Raw genomic sequence first — 25,127 nt, forward strand, 5'->3', positions numbered from 1 at the left:
CGATCCCGATGCCGTCCGATATCCCGTTCGCGCACGGCTTCATAGAATCGATGCTCAGGCTAAAAATAGCCTGAGCATCCTATCAACGCCAAACCGGCCGTGTGCGTTCCGCGTCGCGCGGCCGATGAACCACCGGGAACTACGCATGAGGAAATTCAACGTTCGCATCGTCTTTGCGTACGACTGGCCGTTGACGCTGGCCGGTATCGAGCAGGTTGCTGGCAGCACCAGTGCGATCGAGCTCGTCGCGGTCTACCGGAGTGTGGCCGAACTGGTCGCGTCGCTCGGCGGCGTCGACTGCAATGTCGTGCTGGTCGACTATGCGATCCGTGGCGACGCGCAGATGGACGGCCTTGCGCTCCTCAGCTGGCTGCGGCGCACGCGTCCGAGCGTCGGGATCGTCGTGCTGGTCGCGAACGAGAATCCGCTGATCGTCGGGTCGATCCTCGCGATCGGCGGCGTGAGCGTCGTCAGCAAGTGCGACGAGGTCGGCCATATCGTCACGGCCATTCATTCGAGCTACAGCGGCGGGCGCTATCTGTCGCCGCTCGTCAGGCGCGCGGTCGATGCAGCCGGCGAGCGCGGCGAGGCGCCCGTGAAGCTGTCGGCGCGCGAGATCGAGGTCATTCGCCTGTATCTGTCGGGGGTGCCGATCAAGACGATCGCGCAGCGTCTGAGCAAGGGCAAGCAGACGGTCAGCGCGCAGAAGATCAGTGCGATGAAGAAGCTCGGCGTGAACAACGACGTCGAGCTGGTCCAGCGGGCAGCGGGGCTGGGGCTCGGCGCCGGAGCCGCCGCGTTACGGCCCGGCGACGTGGTGTGAGTTGGCGAGTGCCGGGCAAGCGTGTTCGGCGACGCGGGCGGAACGCACGGGCGGGGCGGGTGTACCTGGCACGCCGCGCGCCCGCGCCGGTCAGGCCATCCGGTCTGCGTGATACGCGCTAGACCACGGATAGCTCGATGCCATGGAGGCCGCGTTCGGCCGCGTCAATGACGATCGCATATTGACCGTGAATCTCGATACGAGATAGGTCGCCGAATTGGATCGAGGTGGATGCATTGGCGAACGGGAGCCGACGACAACACGTGGTCAGTGCTCAGATTGCGGCGTGCCTCCGCACGTAGTTCGTGAACGTCGGCACTCGATTGATCGCCTATCCTTCGCTCCGCTTTGCGGAGAGTAACGGCATCTCAATTTAAGTTGGAGTGCGAATAAAAATAATACGTGTCCTATAGACAATGCGATTCTTACCGGCGACCGTATATGGTCTGTCCACGTATAAGGTATCTGACCTTATGACCCAAGAAGAATATGGCGAATGCCCGTATTTCCTTCATTCATCGATCAAGCTTTACGCGATGGTGCAGCAGCTATACACGTCACGCCCCGATGTGATCGATCCGATTTACAGCAGCAACATGCAAATGATCTGCACGCGTGACCCGTTCATTTGCACCTATCTTTCCCCCCTTGATGCGGTCATGGGTTCCCGAACGCTCACCCGTGACGATGACCACTTTTGGCCGATCGATTTTCGGCAAGTCGATACCCGTCGCTTCATGGAACAGCATGGCCGCTTGTTAGTCGCCATGAACTATGCCTATGGGGCGAGCGGGGGCCGTCTAGCGGTTTCCGACGCGGGGCATCCGTTGATGACCTATACCTTTGCGTCTTTCGATGTGCCGGTCGAGCAGCGCGACCACTTCACGATCTGCTTCTCCGATAGCGCGGTCGAGCGAATCGAGACAGCCTATCTGCGCGTCGGGCTATCCGGGTTCAGGTAAACGCTTGAAATGATGGAAGCGTGGACAGTCGAGCAGATAGCCGATGCAGAGGCCGAAGCATTGGCGCGCAAGCCGCCGACCATCGCTATTGAAGATGCGACGATCGACCAATATGCGATCTACGACCCCGAGTCGACCGATTGGGTTTTTGCAAACTTCGATTGAGGACATAACCGTGAGCCGACGAGTAGTCAGTCACTTTGATGACACGATGGCCACCAAGGGTCATCGCTACTTTATCGCGGAATGCCTTACCTTTGGATCGGAGAGTCCGGATCAAGCCATCAATAACGCTGATAGTGTTGCGGGATATGTAATTTACAATGTATAAATTTATAATCGTTCTGCTTCTTGCTGCTTCCAACTCGGCGTTTGCATGCATCGCAAGCGAGAACTTCGATATATATTTCAACAGGGATGATGCGACCATATCTAACTCTGAAATCATGCGCGTTGCAAATTGGGTGGCCGACCAAAAAATTGCGTACGCCAATCACACAACAAAAGAGACAACGTTAATTAGTGGTCACGCTGAAGAAGATGAACACGGGGCACAGGCGCTTGCACAATCACGACTACAAGCCGGGCGTGCGCTGTTAGAGCAATTGGGCTTTCTACGCGGGACCATTCGGGCAAGCGCACGCGTCTATTCACTTGGCGACGTGGACAATGGGCGGCGCGTGGAAATTTCCTTCCTGCCCGCTTGCCCCAACAAGTGCTGCACCGGGAAGTAACCTGACGCCGGGCCCACAGCGCAAGCATCGTTCAAAACAGCGACCCATTCCTCTCCGTATGCTGGCCGGCGCTGCACGGGGAGCGGATGGGTGCGCTCGACGCGCTGCCGGCGGGCACCGGTATGGGGGCGTGTGACGAAGCCGTGCGCGCGGGCTTCGCAACGGCAAGCCATGCCCGCCCGCGCCTCAAGGATCAAGCCGGCAACGCAAACCGCGTCACGGCGTCCCGCAGCGCCTCGGCCTGATCGCGCAGCGAATGCGCGGCGGCCGCGGCTTCTTCGACGAGCGCCGCGTTTTGCTGCGTTACCTGGTCCATCTCGCCCACCGCGCGATTGACCTGCTCGATCCCGGCGCTCTGTTCGCGCGACGCATGGCTGATCTCGTCGAGGATCTCGTTCACGCGCCGCACTGACTGCACGATCTCGGCCATCGTCTCGCCCGCGTGCGTGACGAGCGCCGCGCCTTGCTCGACGGTCTCGTTCGACGACACGATCAGCGACTTGATCTCCTTCGCGGCCGTCGCCGAGCGTTGCGCGAGCGAGCGCACTTCGGCCGCGACCACCGCGAAGCCGCGGCCCTGTTCGCCGGCACGCGCCGCTTCGACGGCCGCATTCAGCGCGAGGATGTTGGTCTGGAACGCGATCCCGTCGATCACGCCGATGATGTCGCCGATCTTGTGCGAGCGGTCGGTGATCTCGTTCATCGTGCGCACGACGTCGTCGACCACCGTGCTGCCGCGCGTCGCGACCTGCGCAGCCTGGCTGGCGAGCGATGCGGCCTGAGCGGCGCTGTCCGCGTTCTGCTTCACGTTCGCGGTCATCTGGTCCATGCTCGACGCGGTCTGCACGAGCGCGGCCGCCTGCTCCTCGGTACGCTGCGACAGGTCCGTGTTGCCGGACGCGATCTCGCTTGCGCCCACGTTGATGTTCTCGGTACCCATCCGCACGCGCGACACCATGTCGATCAGCCCGCCTTGCATCGTGTGCAGCGCGTGCAGCAGGCTGCCGCGATCGTCGTGCTTCACGGCGACATGCGCGGTCAGGTCGCCCTGCGCGATGCGCTGCGCGGCGTCGAGTGCCACCTCCAGCTCGCCGCCGAGGTTCGCGCGCACGCTTTTCAGCACCAGCACCATCACGGCGGTCGCGATCCCGCCGAGCACGGTCGTCATCGCAAGCCAGCGGCCGACGCTTTCGAGCACGGCGGTGCGCACGTCGTTCATGTACATGCCGGTCACGAGATACCAGTCCCACGGTGCGAAGCGCTGCACGGCGCTGGTTTTCTCCTGCGGCTTGTCGGCGCCCGGCTTCGGCCACAGATACTCGACGAAGCCCTTGCCGCCTTCGATGTTGCCGGCCTTCACGATCTCGACGAACAGGTGCTTGCCGTTCGGATCGGTGAAATTCGACACGTCCTTGCCGTTGAGGTCGGCCTTGATCGGATGCATCACGATCACGGGCTTCGAGTCGTTGACGGAGATGTAGCCGTCGGCGCCGTAACGCATCGCGGCGATCGCCTCGAGCGCCTTCTGCTTGGCGTCGGCTTCCGGCAGCACGTTCTGCTGCGACAGCTTGTAGTAGTGGTCGGCCACGCTCGTGGCCTGCGCGACCAGCGACGCGAGCTGGTCGCGGCGATCCGTGATCATCGACGCGCGCGTCTGCCAGGCGCCGAGCCCGGCGATCACGAGCAGGCCGAGCCAGAGGATGACGATCATCGAGGCGAGTTTCTGATTCAGGGAAAGATTGCGCATGGTGTGTGGTCGGTCAGTCGTGGACGCTCGCCGGAACGGCGTGACGGGATATATGTCTTGACGGCGCCCGACGTGCGTCGCCGTAGACGGGTTATCCCTAGGAACCGGTACCGTCGCCCATGCCTTTGACGCCAATACGGGTATCTATGCATATGCATAACGGGCGTCGCTATACTGTCGGGGCGATTGTGTGCGCGCCGCGCGCCCGGTCTGGCGGCGCGGCGGCGAATGAAACCGAAAGGAGGCAACGATGCGAATTCTGGTGGTGGGGGCCGGCGCGGTCGGCGGATACTTCGGCGGCCGGCTGGCCGCGGCGGGGCGCGACGTGACGTTCCTGGTGCGCGACGGCCGCGCGGCCGCGCTGGCGCGCGACGGGCTGCTGATCCGCAGCCCGCGCGGCGACCTGACGCTCGCGAACGTGCAGACCGTGCGCGCAGGCGATGCGGGGGCCGGCGTCGCGCCGTTCGACCTCGTGCTGCTGAGCTGCAAGGCGTACAGCCTCGACGATGCGATTCAGTCGTTCGCGCCGTTCGTCGGCCCGCAGACGCTGATCCTGCCGATGCTCAACGGGATGCGTCATCTCGACGTGCTGCGCGACCGGTTCGGCGCCGCGCAGGTGCTCGGCGGGCTGTGCGTGATCGCGGCGACGCTCGATCGCGAGCAGCGCATCGTGCACCTCAACGACACGGCCGGGCTGTCGTTCGGCGAACTCGCGGGCGGTGAATCGCCGCGCGTGCGCGCGGTGGCCGACGTGTTCGGCGGCGCGGGCTTCGACGCGACGCTCAGCGACAACATCGCCGCACGGATGTGGGAGAAGTGGGTGTTCCTCGCGACGCTCGCCGCGAGCACGTCGCTGTTCCGCGGCTCGGTCGGCGACATCCTCGCCGCGCCCGACGGCCGCCGCCTGCTCGAGACGATGCTCGGCGAATGCAGCGCGATCGCCGAGCACAACGGCCACCGGCCCGACCCGACGGCGATCGAACGGATGCAGCGGATGGTGCTGACGCCGTCGCCGCTGACCGCGTCGATGCTGCGCGACGTCGAGAACCATGCGCGTGTCGAGGCCGATCACGTGATCGGCGACCTGCTCGCGCGCCGCGACCCGCAGGCGGCCGATGGGCTGTCGCTGCTGCGGATCGCGTACAACCACCTGAAGGCGTATGAGGTGCGCACGGCACGCGAGCACGCGGCCGCGTAGTCGTCGGGGCCGCCGGCTCAGGTGTGTCCCACGCCCGACGGACGGCGCCGGGCATCTCCCGTCCCGGCGCGTTCCGCGCTGCACAAATTTGCCATCCGGCGCCGTTTACGGCCGGAATGCGCAAAAAAGTATCGGAAATCAGGCGTAAAGTTGGTGGAGCCGCGCGCTCGATCGACCTACATTGCTTCCCATGCGACCGGTCGCGTCGCCGCGTGAAATTCGCGTCGCCGCGTGAAATTCGCGGCGCACGCGCGAAACGAGCCGGCCAGCGACACATGGGAATGGAGACGCCAACATGATGCACCCCGATCTGGAAGTGGTCGAAGTGCGACGCGACGAGTCGTTCAAGGTCTGGTCGCACGGCTATCCGTATCGCACGATCCGCTGGCACTTCCATCCCGAATTCGAGCTGCACCTGATCGTCGCGACGCGCGGCAAGTATTTCGTCGGCGACCACATCGGCTCGTTCGGCCCCGGCCATCTCGTGCTGCTCGGCCCGAATCTGCCGCACAACTGGGTCAGCGACATGGCCGAGGGCGAAACCGTCGAGCGCCGCAATCTCGTGATCCAGTTCGACCCGGCGTTCGTGCGCCGCTGCATGGACGCGTTTCCCGAATGCCGCGACGCGCAGGCACTTCTCGACGATGCGCGGCGCGGGGTCGGCTTCGACGCGGCCACCAGCGCTGCGATCGCGCCGCTGTTCGACGAACTGCTGGCAGCGCGCGGCATGCGCCGCATCGCACTGTTCATGACGATCCTCGAGCGGCTGTGCGGGGCGGCCGAACACACGCTGCTCGCGAGCCCCGCGTACGACCAGGCCGATGTCACGCCGACGCGGCTCAGCCATGCGCTGTCGTACATCGGCAAGAACCTCGCGTCCGAGCTGCGAGAATCCGATCTCGCGCAACTGACCGGGCAGAGCGTCAGCGCGTTCTCGCGTGCGTTCCACCGCCAGACGGGCATGCCGTTCGTCCAGTACGTGAATCGTCTGCGGATTGAATCCGCATGCCAGATGCTGCTCGCCGACGACGCGAACATCACCGATATCTGCTTTCAGGCCGGCTTCAACAACGTGTCGAACTTCAACCGGCAGTTTCGCGCGGTGAAGGGGATGGCGCCGTCCGAATTTCGCGCGCTGCAGCGCCTGAACGCGCGCAGCCGCGAGCTGGCACTGCACGCGGCGCCCACCGGCAATCCGCTGCCGCCGCGTGTCGTGACGCCCGGCGTACCCGAACTCGCGCCGCACCCCGGATGATCGCGGGGCCGCGGCCCGCCTGACTTTCCCCACCGTTTCACCCAGCCGATCGCGCCGCTCACGTCGCGAGGGGCTCACTCACCCACGAAAAAGCTGCACACAATTTCGGAGACACCGTCATGACGCACGCATCGCCCGCTTCATCCCCTCGTCGCGCCGCCCGCATGGCGGCCGTTGCCGCGCTCGCCGTCGCGGCCTTGTTGCCCGCCACCGCCGTGCAGGCCGCACCGCTGCGGATCGGCATGACGTTCCAGGAACTGAACAACCCGTATTTCGTGACGATGCAGAAGGCGTTGAACGACGCGGCTGCGTCGATCGGCGCGCAGGTTTTCGTCACCGACGCGCATCACGACGTCAGCAAGCAGGTGAGCGACGTCGAGGACATGCTGCAGAAGAAGATCGACATCCTGCTCGTGAACCCGACCGATTCGACCGGCATCCAGTCGGCGATCACGCAGGCGAAGAAGGCCGGCGCGGTGGTCGTGGCCGTCGATGCGAACGCGAACGGCCCGGTCGATTCGTTCGTCGGCTCGAAGAACTACGACGCGGGCCTGATGTCGTGCGACTACCTCGCGAAAGCGCTCGGCGGCAGCGGCGAGGTGGCGATTCTCGACGGCATTCCGGTCGTGCCGATTCTCGAACGCGTGCGCGGCTGCAAGGCGGGGCTCGCGAAATACCCGAACGTGAAGCTGGTCGATACGCAAAACGGCAAGCAGGAGCGCGCGACCGCGCTGTCGGTGACCGAGAACCTGATTTCCGCGCACCCGAAGCTGAAGGGCATCTTCAGTGTGAACGACGGCGGCGCGATGGGTGCGCTCGCCGCGATCGAGAGCTCGGGCAAGGACATCAAACTGACGAGCGTCGACGGCGCGCCCGAGGCGATCGCCGCGATCCAGAAGCCGAACTCGAAGTTCATCGAGACGACCGCGCAGTTCCCGGCCGACCAGGTGCGTATCGCGCTCGGCATCGCGATCGCGCGGAAGTGGGGCGCGACGGTGCCGAAGGCGATCCCGGTCGATGTGAAGGTGGTCGATCGCGGCAACGCGAAGGGCTTCAGCTGGTGAACGACGTGCAATGCGACGCGAAGGGCGGCGGCTCGGCCAGCGCCTTTCGCACGGAGAAGCCGATGGACACGATACTCAGGCTCAGCCACATCACGAAGCGCTTTCCGGGTGTGAAGGCGTTGTCCGGCATTCACCTGGAGATTGCGCGCGGCGAGATTCACGCGCTGCTCGGCGAGAACGGCGCGGGCAAGTCGACGCTGATGAAGATTCTGTGCGGCATTCATCAGCCGGATACCGGCACGATCGAGATCGACGGCGCGGTGCGTCATTTTGCGGACTATCACGACGCGGTTGCGGCGGGTGTCGGCATCGTGTTTCAGGAATTCAGCCTGATCCCGCACCTCGACGCCGTCGACAACCTGTTCCTCGGCCGCGAGCTGCGCAACCGCTGGGGCGCACGCGATCGAAAGCGGATGCGCCACGCGGCGGCCGCGATCTTCGCGCGGCTCGGGGTGGCGATCGATCTCGATGCGCCGATCCGCGCGCTGTCGGTCGCGCAGCAGCAGTTCGTCGAGATCGGCAAGGCGCTGTCGCTCGACGCGCGCATCCTGATCCTCGACGAACCGACCGCCACGCTCACGCCGGCCGAGGCCGGGCACCTGTTCGCGATCATGCGCGAGCTGAAGCGGCAGGGCGTCGCGATGATCTTCATCTCGCATCATCTCGAGGAAATCTTCGCGGTGTGCGACCGTATCACGGTGCTGCGCGACGGCCAGTATGTGGCGACGACCGATGTTGCGCGCACCGATGTCGAGCAACTGGTGCGGATGATGGTCGGCCGGCGGATCGAGAGCAGTTTTCCGCCGAAGCCGGCGCGCGCGGCCGATGCGCCGCGGGTGCTGGAGGTCGATGCGCTGCAGATCGAGCGCGACGGGCCCGTGAACCGCTTCGCGCTGCATGCCGGCGAAATTCTCGGCTTCGCCGGGCTGGTCGGCTCCGGCCGCACGGAAACCGCGCTCGCGGTGATCGGCGCGACGCGTGCGCATCGCAAGGACGTGCGCGTGCGCGGTGTGGCCGCGAAGCTCGCCGATCCAGCCGACGCGCTGCGCGCGGGTATCGGCATCCTGCCCGAAAGCCGCAAGACGGAAGGGCTCGTCACGTCGTTCTCGATCCGCGACAACATCTCGCTGAACAACCTCGGCAAGTACCGGTCGATGCGCTGGCTGATCGACAGCCGCGGCGAAGCGCGCGCGACGCACGACGTGATGCGGCGTGTCGGCGTGAAGGCACCGTCGATCCACACCGAGGTCGCGACATTGTCCGGCGGCAACCAGCAGAAGGTCGTGATCGCGCGCTGGCTGAACCACCACACGTCGGTGCTGATCTTCGACGAGCCGACGCGCGGCATCGACGTCGGCGCGAAAGCCGAAATCTACGGGCTGATGCGCGAACTCACCGCGCGCGGCTACGCCATCATCATGATCTCGTCCGAATTGCCGGAAATCGTCGGCATGTGCGACCGCGTCGCCGTGTTCCGGCAGGGCCGCATCGAGGCGACGCTCGAAGGCGACGAGATCGATCCTGACACGGTCATGACCTATGCCACGGCCGGCACGCGAGGAGCGACCCATGAACCTGCCTGATTCTTCTTCCACGCCTTCCACGACGCTCGCGGCCGCCGCCGGAAACGGCGACGCACCGCCGCCACGCGCGATGTGGGCGCAGTTGCGACGCTCGACGCTGTTCTATCCGCTCGTCGGCCTGATCGTCGTGTGCATCGCGATGATGATCGCGAGCCCGAGCTTCCTGTCTGCCGCGAACCTCGAAAACGTGCTGCGCCAGGTGTCGATCAACGCGATCATCGCGGTCGGCATGACCTGCGTGATCCTGACCGGCGGGATCGACCTGTCGGTCGGCTCGGTGATGGCGCTGTCGGGCACGCTGGCGGCCGGGCTGATGGTCGCGGGCATGAACGCGGTGGCCGCGCTCGCGATCGGCATCGCGGTCGGCCTCGGTTTCGGTTTCCTGAACGGCGTGTTCGTCGCGTTCGCGGGGATGCCGCCGATCATCGTCACGCTCGCGACGATGGGCATCGCGCGCGGCCTGGCGCTGATCTACACGGGCGGCTATCCGATCGACGGGCTGCCCGACTGGGTCGCGTTCTTCGGCAGCGGCAAGGTGCTCGGCATCCAGGCGCCCGTGCTGATCATGCTGGTGGTGTACGCAATCGCGTGGCTGCTGCTCGACCGGATGCCGTTCGGCCGCTACGTGTATGCGATCGGCGGCAACGAGCAGGCGACGCGGCTCACCGGCGTGCGCGTCGCGCGCGTGAAGCTGATCGTCTACACGCTGGCCGGGCTCACGTCGGCGCTCGCCGCGATCGTGCTGACCGGGCGGCTGATGAGCGGGCAACCGAACGCGGGCGTCGGCTTCGAGCTCGACGCGATCGCGGCTGTCGTGATGGGCGGCACGTCGATCTCGGGCGGCCGCGGCGCGATCCTCGGCACGCTGGTCGGTGCGCTGCTGCTCGGCGTGCTCAACAACGGGCTGAACATGATTGGCGTGAACCCGTATGTGCAGAACGTGATCAAGGGCGGAATCATCCTGCTCGCGATCTACATCAGCCGCGAACGGTCGCGGTAACTATTCAATCGATCAGCTATCCATATCATCAACGAAAGAGACAACTCATGACGACACCCGAAGCCCCGCCGCGGATGACCGCGGTCGTCTGCCACGGTCCCGAGGACTATCGCGTCGAACAGGTCGCGAAGCCGCGCCCCGGCGCGAACGAACTCGTGATCCGCATCGCCGCGTGCGGCATCTGCGCAAGCGACTGCAAGTGCTATACGGGCGCGAAGATGTTCTGGGGCGGCCCGAGCCCGTGGGTCAAGGCGCCCGTGATTCCCGGCCACGAATTCTTCGGCCATGTCGAGGCGCTCGGCGACGGCGCGGCCGAGCATTTCGGCGTGACGGTGGGCGACCGCGTGATCGCCGAGCAGATCGTGCCGTGCGGCAAGTGCCGCTATTGCAGGTCGGGGCAATACTGGATGTGCGAAGTGCACAACATCTTCGGCTTCCAGCGCGACGTGGCCGACGGCGGGATGGCCGAATACATGCGCATTCCGCCGACCGCGCTCGTCCACAAGATCCCGCTCGGCGTGTCGCTTGAAGACGCCGCGATCATCGAGCCGCTGTCGTGCGCGATCCACACGGTGAACCGCGGCGACCTGCAGCTCGACGATGTGGTCGTGATCGCCGGAGCGGGCCCGCTCGGGCTGATGATGACGCAGGTCGCGCACCTGAAGACGCCGAAGAAGCTCGTCGTGATCGACCTGATCGACGAACGGCTCGAACTCGCGCGGCAATACGGTGCCGACGTGACGATCAACCCGAAGCGCGACGACGTGCGCGAGATCGTCAGGTCGCTCACCGACGGCTACGGCTGCGACGTCTACATCGAGACGACCGGCGCGCCGGTCGGCGTGAGCCAGGGGCTCGACCTGATCCGCAAGCTCGGCCGCTTCGTCGAATTCAGCGTGTTCGGCGAGGATGCGACCGTCGACTGGTCGATCATCGGCGACCGCAAGGAACTCGACGTGCGCGGCGCGCACCTGGGGCCCTACTGCTACCCGATCGCGATCGACCTGCTCGCACGCGGGCTCGTCACGTCGAAAGGCATCGTCACGCACGATTTCGCGCTCGAGGAATGGGACGACGCGATCCGCGTCGCGAAATCGCCCGAATCGATCAAGGTGCTGCTGAAACCGGCTCGCTGACGGCCGGCGTGCGCCTCACCGGAGACATCATGGAATACGTCATAGGCGTCGACATCGGTACGCAGAGCACCAAGGCGCTGCTCGTCGACCGGCACGGCACGATCGTCGCGCGGCGCTCGGCCGGCTACCAGCCCGATACGCCGCGCCCGCTGTGGGCCGAGCAATGGCCGCAGGTGTGGTTCGACGCGGTGCTCGCCTGCATCGCGGGCTGCGTGAACGACGCGCGCGCGCAGGGTGTGCCGGCCGATGCGATCCGCGCAGTGTGCGTGAGCAGCCTGTACGGCGGCTCGGGCATTCCGGTCGGCAGCGACATGCGGCCGCTCCATCCATGCCTGATCTGGATGGACCGGCGCGCGACCGCGGAAGTCGACTGGGTCAATGCGAACGTGAACGTCGAACGGCTGCGCGTGATCACGGGCAACGGCGTCGACAGCTATTATGGCTTCACGAAGATGCTGTGGCTGCGCGACCAGCGGCCGGACGTGTGGGCGAACGTGCGCTATTTCCTGCCGCCGAACGCCTACGTGATCTACCTGCTGACCGGCGAAGTCGCGGTCGATCACAGTTCGGCCGGCAATATCGGCGGCGTGTACGACGTCGCGCGCCGCGAGTGGTCCGACGATGCGCTCGACATGCTCGGCATTCCGGCGACGATGATGCCCGAGCGGCTCGTCGAATCGACGGACATCGTCGGCGGGCTGCTGTCGCAATGGACGGAGCAGCTCGGGCTGCCGGCCGGCACGCCCGTCGTCGCGGGCGGCGTCGATGCGGCGGTCGCGACCTTCGCGGCCGGCGCGACGCGCGCGGGGCAGCATGTCGCGATGATCGGCACCAGCATGTGCTGGGGTTACGTGAGCCCGCACGTCGATGCGCGGCACGGGCTCATCAGCATGCCGCACGTGTTCAACGGGCAGCGCGACCTGTACGTGTTCGGCGGCGCGATCACCGCAGGGGCGTCGGTCGCGTGGTTTCGCGACCAGTTCTGTTACGCGGAAATCGATGCGGCACGCCTGCTGCCGCACGGCGATCCGCACGTGTTGCTCGAGGAAGCGGCCGAAAGCGTGCCGCCGGGCGCGGACGGCGTGCTGTTCCTGCCGTACCTGATGGGCGAGCGCAGCCCCGTGTGGGACGCGAAGGCGAGCGGCGCATTCGTCGGGCTGAGTCTCGCGCATACGCGCGCGCACCTGTATCGCGCGGTGCTCGAAGGTGTCGCGTTCGCGTTGCGGCACAACATCGAGGCCGGCCGTCGCGGCGCGGCGGCGCTCGACGACCGGCTGATCGTCGTTGGCGGGGCCGCGCATTCGGCACTATGGATGCAGATCATCGCGGACGTGACGGGCTTCCCGGTGTGGACGATCGAGCAGGACGTCGAGGCCGCGATGGGCGCGGCCTTGCTCGCGGGAGTCGGGGCGGGGCTCGTGTCGCACGACGACGCGCAACACGGATGGGTCACGCTCGTCGAGCGCGCGCGGCCCGATACCGAGCGCGCGAACGCGTATGCGGCGCGCTTTGCACTCTATACGGCGCTGTATCCGGCGCTCGAACCGATCATGCACGGGTTGCACACGCCATCATGAAGAGCCGATTCGATTTCGGCGGGTCGCGGGTGCTCGTCACGGGCGCGTCGAGCGGGATCGGGCGAGCATGCGCGGTCGCGCTGGCGCAGGCGGGCGCGCAGGTCGTCGCGGCGGGGCGCGACATGGCCGCGCTCGACGCGCTGGCCGGCGACATCGCGTGCGAGACGTTGCGCGTCGATGTCGGCGGCGACGAGCATGCGATCGACGCGGCGCTCGCCGCGCACGATGCGTTCGACGGCCTCGTGAATTGCGCGGGGATCGCGTCGCTCGAACCGGCGCTCGACGTGAGCGCCGCGCATTTCGATCGCGTGATGGCCGTCAATGCGCGTGGCGCGGCGCTCGTTGCACGGGCCGTCGCGCGGAAGATGATCGCGCGCGACGGACGTGGCGTAGCGCAGGCGCGGGGCAGCATCGTCAACGTATCGAGCCAGGCCGCGCTCGTCGGCTTGCCCGCGCATCTGGGTTATTGCGCGTCGAAGGCGGCGATGGACGCGATCACGCGCGTGCTGTGCATCGAACTCGGGCCGCACGGCATTCGTGTGAACAGCGTGAACCCGACCGTCACGCTCACGCCGATGGCGCAGTTCGCGTGGAGCGAACCGGAAAAGCGTGCGCCGATGCTGGCCGCGATTCCGCTCGGGCGATTTGCGCAGCCGGACGAGGTCGTCGAACCGATCCTGTTCCTGCTGAGCGATGCCGCGTCGATGGTCAGCGGCGTTTCGCTGCCGATCGACGGCGGGTACACGGCGCGCTAGGCAACGTCATGCGCGGGCGCCGCATGACCGGAACCCGCGGCGAATGCGCGGCGCGGCTACCCGGCGGCTAGACCGGATCCTTGCTCGGCGGTCCGTCCGGTTGCTGCGGGTTGTCGTGATGGCCGGGCGGTGACGACAGCGGGTCGTCTTCCGGGTCGCGGTTCGGATCGGCCGGTGGCTCGGGTGTCGGGGTCGTGTGATCGGTCATGGAGAACTCGCGCGGTGCGTGACGGCGGTGGCGCGGCGGGCGCGCCTCGTCTCCGTTATAGCCAATCGGGCGTGCGTTTGCAGCGGGATTGTTGCGGCGGGCGCTTTATCGTTGGCGCAATCCGCGCATGGGCGGTTTTGCGGGTTTCGTGCGGGCACCTGCTGTGCCGGAGCGGCCCATGCGTTGCACTGCGCGCCTGGCGGGATCGAGGTCAGCGCAAATCCGCCGGCGTATCGACGTCGCGCACGATGCCGGGATCATCGACGTCGAGCAGCCTGACCGGTGCGCTGGCGAACAGCGCGCGGGCGCCGGTGTCGCCGTCGAGGGCGGCGAGCGCATCGAAGTGGTGCGCGGCGAACCCGACCGGATGGCCGCGCACGCCGCGATGCGCGGGTGCGACGATCGATGCGTCGTCGGCGTCGAGCGCGCGCGTGACGCTTTCGTAGGTGGAAGCCGCGATCCACGGCATGTCGCCGAGCGCGACGAGCCAGCCGTTCGCGTCGGGTGTCGCGCGCACGCCGGCCGCGAGGCTCGCGCCCATGCCGCGCATGGCGTCGGGCGCGTAGACGACGTGGCAGCCGGCTTCGTTCAGCAGCATCGCGAGTTTTTCGGCACCGGGACGCACCACTGCGATCACGTCGGCCGTGGCCGCCGCGAGATGGCGGGCGGCCGCGACCGCAACCGGCGTGCCGTCGGGAAGCAGCGCGAGCAGCTTGCTGTGCAGGCCGCTCGGGTCGAAGCGTTGACCGAGGCCGCCCGCGAGGAGGACGCCGGTGGCGAGTGACGCATAGGACATCGGCGCGGGGGAGAGTGATGCAGGTGCAGCGATTGTGCGGGAGCGGGCAGGGATCGACAAGTGAGGATGTTACCGAGGCGGGCTCGTTTCGTCGGAAAGAATGTCAGCGCGCGGCTTCGTCGAGCATGCTTTCCTCGATGGGGCCGTAGATTGCGTGCGATTGGTTGTGCATGACGGCCCAATAGCGGTCGCCGAACGACCAATGCCACCATTCCGACGGGTAATTGGTGAAGCCGGCGCCCGTCAGCGCGGCGATCAGCACCTGGCGGTTGCGGGCGGCTGCCCGGCTGATGAACGGGTTGTGCGTGTAGCACGTGCCGGATGATTCCTGGTTGGTGGCGTCCAACACGCAGCCCATGTCGAGCTCGACGCCGTCCGTCGCGATCAGTGTCAGGTCGACGGCCGCGCCCGTCGGATGGGCGGCGACTTCCGGCGGCGCGACGTAGTGGCTCGTCAGCGCGACCAATGTGTCTTCGTCCGGCAGCGGATTCAGCGTCCGGCGCAGGTGCGCGAGATGCCGGGTGAAGTAGTGGCGCTGCAGGGCCAGCGGCCGATAGCCTTCCTTGACGTACAGACGCAGGCCGTCGGGCAGTGCGTGCGCGGCGGCGATCAGCCGTTGCGCTACGCCACGACGCACCTTCAGGAAATGTCGGGTCGAGTGTGCGACGTCGTCGCGGCCGGGATCGACGGCGATGCGGTCATGCAAGCCTGCGAGATCGACAAACCCTTCGTGCGACTCCAGCAGGGCGATCGACCGGACCACGGGATCGGAGAGCGATATCACGATAACGGACGAAGTGGCGCCATGACGGTTGCGGGCCACGAGCTGGCGCCGAGGCGGGCCGGCCGAGGTCGTTTTTGTCAGATGATTCGCCAATATGCCAGAGTCCGGCCGGGGATGCGCGGCGGTTTGGCTCGCGCGCGGGCGACGCTTACCAGAGCGTCTTGACGTGCGCGTAAGCGCGGATTTTTTCGTCCCGCGTGACGAGCGGCGCGCCGAGCCGCCGTGCGGTCGCGACGATCATGCGGTCGGCCGGATCCTTGTGGAACGTGCCGGGCAGGTCGGTGGATTTCGCGGCGATGTCGGCGTCGACGGGCACGAAGCGCATCCCGTCGATCTGCGCGACGGTGGCGAGCCACGCGTCGACATCCATCGTCAGTGCGAGGCGGTCGTTGCGCACCAGCATCGCAATCTCCCAGGCGGAGATTGAGGATGCGGCGAGCGCGCCTTCGCTCCGGGCGCGATCGATCGCGCTTCTCGCCTTCTTGCTGAGCGACGGGTCGCCCGCCACCCACCACACCAATGCATGTGTATCCAGCACGATCACCGCGACGCCTCCCAATCATCTTCCGCAATCGGATCGAGAGGATTGTCGTAGCGCATGACCGAGCCGCGCAATATGTCCAACGGCTGAGCTTCGCGTGCGTGATACGGCCGGATCTCGAGCGTCGGCTTGCCGTGATCGGTGACGATCAGGCTTTCACCCGACGCCTCGACGAGCCGGAAGTATTCGAGTGCGCGAGCCTTGAATTCGGATTTCGATACGGGAGCGTGCGGCATCATGATGTGAGCATGGTCATTTGACGATGGTCATTTTAGTCATGGATTCCGACGCGGCGCAAGCGCCCGGGGGCGGGCAGCGTTACCCGTTCGCGTTACGCATCCGCCCACTTCCTCAACAGGTTGTGATAAATCCCCGTCAGCGAAATGACCATCGGATCCTTCGCGCCTTTCTCGGCGGACAGCGCCTGGATCTGCGTATCGAGCTGAAACAGCAGCGTGCGATCGCCGTCGTCGCGCACCATGCTCTGGATCCAGAAGAACGACGCGACGCGCTCGCCGCGCGTCACGGGCGTCACGTGATGCAGGCTCGACGCCGGATACAGCACGAGATCGCCCGCCGGCAGCTTCGCGCGATGGATGCCGTACGTATCCTCGACACACAGCTCGCCGCCGTCGTACGCATCGGGTTCTTCGAGAAACAGCGTCGCCGACAAATCGCTGCGCACGCGGAAATCCGTGCCGCGCAGCAGCCGGATCGCGTTGTCGACGTGCGTGCCGAACGTCTCGCCGCCTTCGTAGCGATTGAACAGCGGCGGAAACACCTTGAGCGGCAGCGCCGCCGAAAAAAACAGCGGGTGGCGCGCGAGCGCGTCCTGGATCGCGTCACCCACCGCGCGTGCGGCAGGCGCGCCTTCCGGCAATTGCCGGTTGCGTTTCGCGAGCGCCGATTGCGTGCCGGACGTCGCGTTGCCGTCGACCCAGTCGGCTGCGTCGAGCAGTTCGCGGCATTGCGCGACCTGGGCTTTCGTCAATACGCCGGGGATATGAAGCATCATGATGCGGATTCCATGCAGTGCGGCTGTGGCTGTGGCTGCGGTTGTGGTGGCAACTGCAGCGCCGCCGCACGAAACGCGTCGATCGGCGACGACGCGAGATACGCGTGCATCTTCGCGACGAACGCTGGAGTAGCGGTGGCCGGCACGCGCGCGAGCCAGGCGAGCGCTTCGTCGATGCGCCCGCGCTCGGCAAGCAGCCGCGCAAGGTTGAACTGGCCGCGGAAATCGCCGGCAACGGCGGCGCGGCGATAGTGGTCGAACGCGGCGTCTGGGTCGATGGACACGACCCAGCCGTCCTCGTAGAAGCCGCCGATCAGGTTGATCGATTTCGCATGGCCGAGTGCGGCCGCGCGGCGGAACCAGTCGAGCGCGTCGGGGCGGTTCTCGTCGACACCGTTGCCGAGCGCGAGCGCCGTTGCGTAGTTGTACATGCCCCAGTCGAGCCCCGCTTGCGCGGCGAGCCGGTACCAGTACACGGCGACCGGCGCGCACGCAGCCGTGCCCCAGCCGAACTCGTAGCAGCGGCCGAGCATGTTCATCGCCATCGCGTGGCCGGCCCGCGCGGCGTGCCGGAACCAGTTGAACGCGACTGCCGGATCGCGCGCGACGCCATGCCCGTCGAGCAGGTATTGCCCGTAGACGGCCTGCGCATCGACGATGCCGTTGTCGGCCGCCGCCGCGACCCACGCAGCGGCGCGCTCGGGCGGCCCGGCCAGGATGTCGGCGAACTCGCGCGGCGATACCGACGCGAGCGCCTTCAGCGACACGGCCTCCATCGATCAGTAGCGCGCGTTCAGCGTGACGAACGCCGAGCGGCCCGGCGCGATCGACGCGTAGTGCGCCGGGTACGCCTGGTCGAAGTAGGTGCGGTTGAACAGGTTGTTCACGTTCAGCTGCAAGTCGAGCTTCTTGTTGATCCGGTACTGCGCCATCGCATCGAAGCGCCAGTACGACGGCACCGCGTGCTGATTCGCGGTATCGCCGAACACCTGCGACATGTAGAACGCGCCGCCGCCGACGGTGAATTTCGGCGTCACGTCGTAGTTCGACCACATCGTGAAGCTGTGCTTCGGCGTGTTCGGGAAGCGGTTGCCGTTGTTCGCCGTGTCCTTGCCGTTGTCGCGCAGCTCGCTCTTCATGTACGTATAGCCGCCGAACAGTTGCCACTGCTTCGTGATCTGGCCGGCGACGCCGAGTTCGAGCCCCTGCACGCGCTTGTTGCCGACCATCGCGTACTGGTTGTTCGGCAGCGTGACGCGCGCGTTCGTCGTGTCGATCTGGAACAGCGCGGCGGTCAGTGCGAGCTTGTCGTTCAGCACGTTCCACTTCGTGCCGAGTTCGATGCTGCGGTTCTTTTCCGGCGACAGCTGGTCGGCGTTCGAGCCGACGCCGCCGCGGCCCGGCGTGAGCGACTGCGTTTCGCTGCCTTCGCCGAGCATCATCCCGGCCGGCGTCGACGATGTTGCATACGACGCATAGATGCTGCCGTTCTGCGCCGGCTTGAACACGAGGCCGGCCTGCCAGTTCACGAGGGTGTCGTCGCGCGTGGTGGTCTTGCCGCCGTTGGCCTTGGTGTCGGTGAAGCGGGTCGAGTAGTCGTCGATGCGCACGCCGCCGTTGACCTGCCAGCGCGGCGTGATCTCGATCGTGTCGAAGCCGTAGATCGACTTCGTCACCGTGCGTGCATGCGCGTAGTCGTTGTTGCGCGTGATCGAGCCGGCCCACGGGTCGTTGGGATTCGGCGACCACAGGCTCGTGCAGTTGTAGCCCGATGCTGCGCCGATGCCGTTCTGGCAGATCTTGCCGTTCGCGGCGGCGACGTTGTACGTGTCGCGCTTGCCCCATTCGCGCGACAGCTCGATGCCGGTCGTGAAGCTGTGCTTGAGCGGGCCGGTGCGGAATTCGCCGAACAGCTCGGTCTGGTTTGCGATGCTGTTGATCGAGCTGTTGCGGGTGTTCGCGCGCCGCCAGACCTTGCCGTTGACCACGTTGCCCTGGCTGTCGTCCGGCTGCGTCCAGATGTAGTCCTGGGTGGATTCGGTGTAGCGCGTGGTGTTGCGGATCGTCAGCGACGACGTGATGTCGTGCTCGATCCTGAGCGTGCTGATGTCCGACGTCGTCTTGCGGAAGTCGCGGTCGACCAGGCCGTAGAAGTTGTGGCGGTCGACGGGCGCCGGGCCGTCGGTGGCGACGCCTTTCGGGAGGTTGAAGCCGTAGTAGTACGGGATGCCGCCGTCGGGCAGGTCGTCGGTGGACAGGTGGTAGTAGCTCGCGACGACGCGCGTCGACGTGCCGAGGCCGAACGCGATCGACGGCGCGACGCCCCAGCGCTCGTTGTTGACCGCGTCGCGGCCGGCGACGTCGTTGTTGTGGCTCATCAGGTTCAGTCGGAACGCGGCGTGATCGGCGAACTGCCAGTTGCCGTCGGCCGTGAAGCGGCGATAGCGGTCGGTGCCGAGGCCCGCGCTCGCGGCAGCCGTGGTGCCGAGGTGCGGGGCCTTCGTGATCAGGTTGATGCTGCCGCCCGCGCCGCCGCGGCCGCCGTATGCGCCGTCGGAACCCTTGGTGATCTCGATGCGCTCGGTGTTGAAGATCTCGCGCGTCGTGGCGCCCGTGTCGCGCATGCCGTCGACGAACATGCTGCCCTGTGTGTCGTAGCCGCGGATGAACGGACGATCGCCGAGCGGGTTGCCGCCTTCGCCGGCGCCGAACGTGATGCCGGGGACGGTGCGCAGCGCTTCCGTCAGCGTCGACGCGCCGCTGTTCTGGATCAGTTCCTGCGGGATCACGGTGACGGATTTCGGCGTGTCGACGAGCGGCGCGGTGAATTTCGCGGAAGCGGAGAAGTCGGCCTTGTAGCTGTGCTCGGCCTTGCCCTGGACCTCGATCGGCGCGAGATGGCCTTCGGTGCTGGCGGGGGTGGGCGGCGGCGTGCCGTCGGCCGCGAATGCCGGGCTCGCGGCGAGCACGCTGCACAGGGTGGTGAACTTGCCGAGCTTCAGCTCGTCGGGACGTGACTTCATGGTGCGCTTCGACCTCGCGGTGTGGCCCCGGGGCGGTGCGCTGCGGAAATGTGCACGCCGCCGGGAATTATTACGATTTGTTTTCAGGCGGCATTCTATGTAATTTCAAGTTAAATGAGAAGCGTTCTTGTTATCATTTGTTGCGGAATTGTTGACGAATGTGACAGGGTGGTTGCGGGGGCAAGATTGGCCGAATGGCCAGATGGGATGGGCTTGTCGGGCCGGTTAGCATGGCCGTGTCGCGGCTCACTTGGTATGACAGCAAAGTGCTAATATGACTGCATTGAAAGCAATCTTGACGAGGCGCATCATGCCGGTGATCACCGTTCGAAATTTGCCCGATGAAGTGCATCGAGCACTTCGCATTCGCGCGGCCCAGCATGGGCGCAGCACCGAAGCCGAGGTACGCGACATTCTCGAACAGGCCGTTCTTCCCGGCGGGCGGCTCAAGCTGGGAACGATGCTGGCGGCAATCGGGCAGGAGGCCGGCGGATTCGATTTCGACGCCCAGCGCGACAAGACGCCTGCCGATCCGATGAGCTTCGAATGATCCTTGTTGATACGAATGTCATTTCCGAACCGCTACGACGCGAGCCGAGCGCGGCCGTGATCGAGTGGCTCGATGCCCAGAATGTCGAGACGCTGTTTCTGGCCGCGATCAGTCTCGCGGAAATACGGTTGGGCGTGGCTGTATTGCCCGAAGGGCGCCGGCGAGAGTGGCTGCATCAGAGCATCGAGCAGCGCGTGCTGCCATTGTTTCGAGGACGGATCCTGCCATTCGACGATGCTGCGAGCAAAGCGTATGCGAGCCTTCGTGCACGCGCCCGTGCCGCAGGTGCCGCAATCGCACCTTCCGATGGTTTTATCGCCGGCACGGCCGAGGCGAACGGCCTGATCGTCGCCACGCGCGACGTCACGCCGTTCGAGGCAATGGGAATTCGCGTAATCGACCCGTGGGCGCGCTAGCGAGCGCACGGCTGCCGGCCCCGCAGGTTGCCCCGCAATTGAAAAACGCGCCGTACGATGCGGCGCGTTCTGCTTCAGGCAAGTGCGCCCGTCAACCTGAAACGATGGCCGGCGAGCGCGAGACCCTGGGTGCGGCTCAGTCGACCCCGTGAAACACCGCGTCCTCCGGCCCGAGATACGCCGGCGGGCGCCACGTCGCGTCGCGCATCGAATGCTGGACGAGGTTCTCGACGCCGAGCAGTACCGCGAAGATCGCCATCCGCACCGGAATGCCGTTGTCGGTCTGGCGGAAGATCGCGAGGCGCGGGTCGCGGTTCAGGTCGACCGACAGGTCGTTCGCGCCGGGCCGGCTGTCGCGCGGCAGCGGGTGCATGATCAGCGTGTCGGGCTTGCACACCGTATCGACGAGCGCCTGGTTGATCTGGAAATCCGGCGTGTAGCCTTCGAACGACTCGTCGGTGAAGCGCTCCTTCTGGATCCGCGTGGCATAGACGACGTCCGCGCCGCGCAGCCCGGCCGCGAGGTCGGTCGTCTGCTCGATCACATGGCCGTTCGTCGAGATCTGGTCGACGATGTGGGCCGGCATCTCGAGCGTCGGCGGCGACACGAGCGTGAACTTCAGCCCGCGGTACAGCGCGAGCAGCTTGACGAGCGAGTGCACGGTGCGGCCGTACTTGAGGTCGCCGACCAGTGCGATGTGCGCGCCGTCGACGATCTTGCCGAGCCGCGAGAACTCGCGCTGGATCGTATAGAGATCGAGCAGCGCCTGGCTCGGGTGCTCGCCGGGGCCGTCGCCGCCGTTGATCACGGGCAGGTTGGTCGCGCGCGCGAACTCGGCCACGGAGCCTTTCTCCGGGTGGCGGATCACGAGCGCGTCTACGTAGCCGGCCATCACGCGGCTCGTGTCGTAGATCGATTCGCCCTTGGCCATCGACGAGAACGTGAAGCCCGTCGTGTCGCACACCGAGCCGCCGAGCCGGCAGAAGGCGGCGCCGAACGACACGCGTGTCCGCGTGCTTGCTTCGAAGAACAGGTTGCCGAGCACGGCGCCTTCCAGCACGCGCGAAATCTTGTGGCGGCGCGCGATCGGCTGCATCACGTCGGCCACGCGAAACAGTGCCTCGACCGATTCCCGCGAGAACTGGTCGACCGACAGCAATTGTGGCTTGCCTTCGAAAAAGAACTGCTTGGCGAGCCCCTGATTATCTACGCTTTGCGTATAGCCCCCGCCTTCCGGTGCCGAGCGCTCGACGATTTCCGACACGAAGCGCTCGACGATCTCGGGCATCCCGCGCGATTCCTGCGAGTCGTCGGGCAGCAGCCAGGTATCCAGCGCGCGCCGGCTGACGCCGATGCGATTGGCGAACGCTTCGCGGGTCATGTTGAGGCGGCGCATCGCGTCGCGGAGGAAGGCTTGCTGGGGAACGGTCATCGGCGGCTCCTGGCTGAAAATATACGCGGTGCGTATATTAGATCCTGGCGCGTTGAAGTCAAGGAAAATCTGCGCGAACCGGCTGTGTGGCCCGTGTGACATGGGGCGGGTTCGTACTGGCGCGTGGCGGCCGTCTCCGTATAATCAGGTCAGGCCCCGTGCCCTGCATCTTGTGGGGCGCCACGCCGCAAACGATTCGCCCGTCGGGCTTGTTGATTCGAAGGAGATTGGGAATGACGCGTACGATTGCTGCAATGCTGCTGGTGGTGACCGCCGCGCTCGCCGGTTGCAACACGGTCGCCGGCATGGGGCAGGACATTTCGAAGGGCGGCCAGGCGATCAGCGATACGGCTGAAAAGGCCAAGTAAGCCGACTGGTTCCGGAATGCAGAAGGCGCCGGGCCGTCCCGCGATTGCGGGGCGGCCCGGCGCTTTTTTATTTGCTGCGTCGACGCCGGCGGCGTCACGCGTGTTCGACGAATGCGTAGCGGCCTTCGACCTTGCGCGGGGTGAACCAGCCGTAGTCGGGGAACATCCGGTTGCGGACGAACCACACGTAGCCCACCAGCAGGACCGTGACCACGAGGCTCGGCAGCGCGGTCGACGGACTGCGTCCGAGCTCGGCGATGGTCTTCGGCAACTGCACCAGCGACAACAGGATGAACGCGTGATAGGCGCCGACGCGGTGCGTCGCGAAGCCCCAGATGAACAGCAGCGACAGCAGCACGTTCAGCGCGAGCAACAGCATGACGAGGCCGTTGCCGAGTGCGCCCGAGACGCCGAGGTCGCCGGCTGTGGAGACGCCATAGGCGAACGTCAGGCCGTTCACGAGCTGGACGATGGCAAGTGCGACCAGGATCCGGACGTGCACCTTGTTCTTGCGGCAGCGTTCGGGATCGGGGCGCGCCGCAATCAGGCCGGCGAGCACACGATCCTTGAGCCCTTGTCCGGACAGATCGGCCAGTACGTCGGCCTTCCTCTTTCCCGCGGACATCAGCACCGCGATTCTTGTTTTGGCTTCCTTCCTGTTCATTGCGCGGCGGAGTGTCGTTCGATGGTCGTCAAAGGTCCGGTCACGCGAATATTGCATCTCGTCGGGTGGCACGCAACGGTTTTGCGGCGCGCGGACACATTCCTACAATCACCTGCGGCGGCGCGGGAACGCGGCGGAGCGACGCGGCCTGACCTGCGATGCTGCGATGCTGCGATGAGCGCGATGAGCGCGATGAGCGCGATGAGCGCGATGAAGGCGATGAAGGCGATGAAGGCGATGAAGGCGATGAGCGCGATGAGCGCGATGAAGGCGATGAAGGCGATGAAGGCGATGAAGGCGATGAAGGCGATGAAGGCGATGAACGCAGATCAGTCGGCAGCGGTTGGTGCGGGGCCGGCCGGCCGTACCGGCTTCGCCGGCCGCGCATCGCGTGCGTCCGCGGGCGGTTCGCGCCGCCGTGTCGCGCCGACGACCATGCCCGCAACGACGAGCGCGATGCCCGCGACCCGCGTGCCGTTGAGCGCCTCGCCGAACAACGCAACCGCGAACAGCACGGCCGAGACCGGAGCGACTGCCGTGAACAGTGCGGCCTCGGTGCCGCTCGTGCGCGCCGAACCCGCATACCAGCACAGGTAGCCGAGTACGGTCGGCACCAGCGCGTAGTAAACGATTGCCGACACGGCGCCGGCCGTCCAGCCGGTCGCCACCGCGCGCCATTCGAATGCGGCCGGCACGAGTGCGAGCACGAAGCCGAGGCCCGACATCGCGGTGGACAGCACAAGCGGCGGCAATGGTGCGGCAAGCCGCCGATTGAGCAGGATGAATACGGCTTCGCACGCGACCGCGGCCAGCACTAGCGCATCGCCGGCAAGCACGCGGAGCGACGGCAGCGCCTGGCCTGGCGCGAACGTGACGAACAGCACGCCGGCCGTTGCAAGCGCGGCGGCCACCCAGTCGCGCGGCGTCTGCCGCTCACGCAGCACGACGGCCGCGATCAGTGTCGACATCGCGGGCAGCGTGCCGAGCATCACGCCAGCATCGAGCGGCGACGACAGCTTCGTGCCGCTGATCAGCAGCACCGTATAACCGACGCCGCCCGCCGCAGCCTGGATGACGAGCAGCACGGCGTCGTGCGCGGAGATGCGCGGCCAGCGCATTCGCTGCACGCGCATCAGCGCGAACAGCAACGGTGTCGCGATCAGGAAGCGCAGCGCCGTGGCTGCGAACGGTGGCAGGCCGCCTGCCGCGAGACGGCTCGCGATGACGGTGCTGCCGACGCCCGCCATTGCGGCGGCGAGGTAGAGATAGCCAATCAGTCGTGTCTTCATGCGCCGCATCGTCGCGTACGGCGGCTTTGCGCGTCTTGAACGAAATTGCAGCGGGCGCGGGAGCGTCGAGGGCGGTGCGTGGGGCCTTGCGGGTCTGCGTCAGTGCAAACTGCTGCCGAAGCCGAAGCCGAAGCCGAAGCCGAAGCCGAAGCCGAAGCCGAAGCCGAAGCCGAAGCCGAAGCCGAAGCCGAAGCCGAAGCCGAAGCC

Annotated in this window: 27 protein-coding genes; 15 read left to right on the forward strand and 12 right to left on the reverse strand. The window is 66.2% G+C overall.

What is annotated here, in order from left to right; genetic code table 11:
* Positions 1-145 precede the first annotated feature (145 nt).
* The 4 genes from HAV18_RS26825 (at position 146) to HAV18_RS26840 (ending at position 2,519) form a co-directional block, all read left to right on the forward strand.
* The gene (locus HAV18_RS26825; protein WP_166962154.1) at positions 146-823 is read left to right on the forward strand and encodes a response regulator transcription factor; all 678 of its coding nucleotides are present in this window, start codon (positions 146-148) and stop codon (positions 821-823) included.
* A gap of 473 nt (positions 824-1,296) precedes the next feature.
* Positions 1,297-1,785: a hypothetical protein gene (locus tag HAV18_RS26830; RefSeq protein ID WP_166961416.1), complete on the forward strand. Its 489-nt coding sequence runs from the start codon at positions 1,297-1,299 to the stop codon at positions 1,783-1,785.
* A gap of 9 nt (positions 1,786-1,794) precedes the next feature.
* Positions 1,795-1,950 (forward strand): hypothetical protein, encoded by a 156-nt coding sequence (locus HAV18_RS40065; protein WP_243771772.1) that lies wholly within the window; start codon positions 1,795-1,797, stop codon positions 1,948-1,950.
* Positions 1,951-2,108: 158 nt separating this feature from the next.
* Entirely contained in the window at positions 2,109-2,519 is a 411-nt protein-coding gene (locus HAV18_RS26840) for a hypothetical protein (protein ID WP_166962159.1), read from the forward strand.
* Positions 2,520-2,712: 193 nt separating this feature from the next.
* Here the strand turns inward: HAV18_RS26840 and HAV18_RS26845 are convergent, their stop codons facing one another.
* Positions 2,713-4,266 carry a methyl-accepting chemotaxis protein gene (locus tag HAV18_RS26845; RefSeq protein ID WP_166962162.1) on the reverse strand — a complete coding sequence of 518 codons (1,554 nt, stop codon included), beginning with the start codon at positions 4,264-4,266 and terminating at the stop codon, positions 2,713-2,715.
* A 250-nt stretch (positions 4,267-4,516) separates the two neighbouring features.
* Here HAV18_RS26845 and panE point away from each other — a divergent pair, with 250 nt between their 5' ends.
* The 8 genes from panE to HAV18_RS26885 all read left to right on the forward strand — a co-directional run bounded on the left by panE (position 4,517) and on the right by HAV18_RS26885 (position 13,834).
* Entirely contained in the window at positions 4,517-5,464 is a 948-nt protein-coding gene (panE, locus tag HAV18_RS26850) for a 2-dehydropantoate 2-reductase (protein ID WP_166962165.1), read from the forward strand.
* 295 nt (positions 5,465-5,759) lie between these two features.
* Positions 5,760-6,719, forward strand: coding sequence for an AraC family transcriptional regulator (locus tag HAV18_RS26855; protein ID WP_166962168.1), 960 nt, complete (start codon positions 5,760-5,762; stop codon positions 6,717-6,719).
* A 119-nt stretch (positions 6,720-6,838) separates the two neighbouring features.
* Complete coding sequence (locus HAV18_RS26860; RefSeq protein ID WP_166962171.1) at positions 6,839-7,783, forward strand: substrate-binding domain-containing protein; 945 nt, start codon at positions 6,839-6,841, stop codon at positions 7,781-7,783.
* 62 nt (positions 7,784-7,845) lie between these two features.
* A complete protein-coding gene (locus HAV18_RS26865) occupies positions 7,846-9,366 on the forward strand; it encodes a sugar ABC transporter ATP-binding protein (RefSeq protein ID WP_166962174.1) in 1,521 nt (506 codons plus the stop codon).
* Positions 9,353-10,366 carry an ABC transporter permease gene (locus HAV18_RS26870; RefSeq protein WP_166962177.1) on the forward strand — a complete coding sequence of 338 codons (1,014 nt, stop codon included), beginning with the start codon at positions 9,353-9,355 and terminating at the stop codon, positions 10,364-10,366. Before HAV18_RS26865 ends, HAV18_RS26870 begins: the two co-directional genes overlap by 14 nt.
* A gap of 47 nt (positions 10,367-10,413) precedes the next feature.
* Positions 10,414-11,502: an alcohol dehydrogenase catalytic domain-containing protein gene (locus tag HAV18_RS26875; RefSeq protein ID WP_166962180.1), complete on the forward strand. Its 1,089-nt coding sequence runs from the start codon at positions 10,414-10,416 to the stop codon at positions 11,500-11,502.
* A 29-nt stretch (positions 11,503-11,531) separates the two neighbouring features.
* A complete protein-coding gene (locus HAV18_RS26880) occupies positions 11,532-13,079 on the forward strand; it encodes an FGGY-family carbohydrate kinase (protein WP_166962183.1) in 1,548 nt (515 codons plus the stop codon).
* Complete coding sequence (locus HAV18_RS26885) at positions 13,076-13,834, forward strand: SDR family oxidoreductase (protein WP_166962186.1); 759 nt, start codon at positions 13,076-13,078, stop codon at positions 13,832-13,834. The genes HAV18_RS26880 and HAV18_RS26885 overlap by 4 nt, the downstream gene beginning before the upstream one ends.
* 67 nt (positions 13,835-13,901) lie before the next feature.
* Here HAV18_RS26885 and HAV18_RS26890 read toward each other — a convergent pair whose 3' ends face one another.
* The 8 genes from HAV18_RS26890 to HAV18_RS26925 all read right to left on the reverse strand — a co-directional run bounded on the left by HAV18_RS26890 (position 13,902) and on the right by HAV18_RS26925 (position 20,201).
* Positions 13,902-14,042: a hypothetical protein gene (locus HAV18_RS26890; RefSeq protein ID WP_021158153.1), complete on the reverse strand. Its 141-nt coding sequence runs from the start codon at positions 14,040-14,042 to the stop codon at positions 13,902-13,904.
* A 211-nt stretch (positions 14,043-14,253) separates the two neighbouring features.
* A complete protein-coding gene (locus HAV18_RS26895) occupies positions 14,254-14,838 on the reverse strand; it encodes an NTP transferase domain-containing protein (protein WP_166962188.1) in 585 nt (194 codons plus the stop codon).
* A gap of 103 nt (positions 14,839-14,941) precedes the next feature.
* Positions 14,942-15,622: a M15 family metallopeptidase gene (locus HAV18_RS26900; RefSeq protein ID WP_347814785.1), complete on the reverse strand. Its 681-nt coding sequence runs from the start codon at positions 15,620-15,622 to the stop codon at positions 14,942-14,944.
* Positions 15,623-15,770: 148 nt separating this feature from the next.
* The gene (locus tag HAV18_RS26905; RefSeq protein ID WP_166962194.1) at positions 15,771-16,166 is read right to left on the reverse strand and encodes a type II toxin-antitoxin system VapC family toxin; all 396 of its coding nucleotides are present in this window, start codon (positions 16,164-16,166) and stop codon (positions 15,771-15,773) included.
* Complete coding sequence (locus tag HAV18_RS26910; RefSeq protein WP_011659184.1) at positions 16,163-16,402, reverse strand: type II toxin-antitoxin system Phd/YefM family antitoxin; 240 nt, start codon at positions 16,400-16,402, stop codon at positions 16,163-16,165. The genes HAV18_RS26905 and HAV18_RS26910 overlap by 4 nt, the downstream gene beginning before the upstream one ends.
* 92 nt (positions 16,403-16,494) lie before the next feature.
* Complete coding sequence (locus HAV18_RS26915) at positions 16,495-17,178, reverse strand: Fe2+-dependent dioxygenase (protein WP_166962197.1); 684 nt, start codon at positions 17,176-17,178, stop codon at positions 16,495-16,497.
* Complete coding sequence (locus tag HAV18_RS26920; protein ID WP_166962199.1) at positions 17,175-17,954, reverse strand: tetratricopeptide repeat protein; 780 nt, start codon at positions 17,952-17,954, stop codon at positions 17,175-17,177. The genes HAV18_RS26915 and HAV18_RS26920 overlap by 4 nt, the downstream gene beginning before the upstream one ends.
* A 3-nt stretch (positions 17,955-17,957) precedes the next feature.
* Positions 17,958-20,201, reverse strand: a complete 2,244-nt coding sequence (locus HAV18_RS26925) for a TonB-dependent siderophore receptor (RefSeq protein WP_166962202.1) — start codon at positions 20,199-20,201, stop codon at positions 17,958-17,960.
* A gap of 310 nt (positions 20,202-20,511) precedes the next feature.
* Here HAV18_RS26925 and HAV18_RS26930 point away from each other — a divergent pair, with 310 nt between their 5' ends.
* Together HAV18_RS26930 and HAV18_RS26935 are read left to right on the forward strand one after the other, a co-directional pair.
* On the forward strand, positions 20,512-20,751 hold the full coding sequence (locus HAV18_RS26930) for a FitA-like ribbon-helix-helix domain-containing protein (protein ID WP_059619278.1): 240 nt from the start codon (positions 20,512-20,514) through the stop codon (positions 20,749-20,751).
* Positions 20,748-21,167, forward strand: coding sequence for a type II toxin-antitoxin system VapC family toxin (locus HAV18_RS26935; protein WP_166962205.1), 420 nt, complete (start codon positions 20,748-20,750; stop codon positions 21,165-21,167). Before HAV18_RS26930 ends, HAV18_RS26935 begins: the two co-directional genes overlap by 4 nt.
* Positions 21,168-21,303: 136 nt before the next feature.
* Here HAV18_RS26935 and HAV18_RS26940 read toward each other — a convergent pair whose 3' ends face one another.
* Positions 21,304-22,599 (reverse strand): aspartate carbamoyltransferase, encoded by a 1,296-nt coding sequence (locus HAV18_RS26940; RefSeq protein ID WP_166962208.1) that lies wholly within the window; start codon positions 22,597-22,599, stop codon positions 21,304-21,306.
* 233 nt (positions 22,600-22,832) lie between these two features.
* Here HAV18_RS26940 and HAV18_RS26945 point away from each other — a divergent pair, with 233 nt between their 5' ends.
* Entirely contained in the window at positions 22,833-22,967 is a 135-nt protein-coding gene (locus HAV18_RS26945; protein ID WP_009688930.1) for an entericidin A/B family lipoprotein, read from the forward strand.
* 94 nt (positions 22,968-23,061) lie between these two features.
* Here the strand turns inward: HAV18_RS26945 and HAV18_RS26950 are convergent, their stop codons facing one another.
* Both HAV18_RS26950 and HAV18_RS26955 read right to left on the reverse strand, forming a co-directional pair.
* The gene (locus tag HAV18_RS26950) at positions 23,062-23,631 is read right to left on the reverse strand and encodes a permease (RefSeq protein ID WP_166962210.1); all 570 of its coding nucleotides are present in this window, start codon (positions 23,629-23,631) and stop codon (positions 23,062-23,064) included.
* Positions 23,632-23,960: 329 nt separating this feature from the next.
* Entirely contained in the window at positions 23,961-24,920 is a 960-nt protein-coding gene (locus HAV18_RS26955) for a DMT family transporter (RefSeq protein WP_243771774.1), read from the reverse strand.
* Positions 24,921-25,127 lie beyond the last annotated feature (207 nt).

Origin of the sequence: Burkholderia sp. D-99, assembly GCF_011605345.1 — a bacterium.
Classification (GTDB): Bacteria; Pseudomonadota; Gammaproteobacteria; order Burkholderiales; family Burkholderiaceae; genus Burkholderia.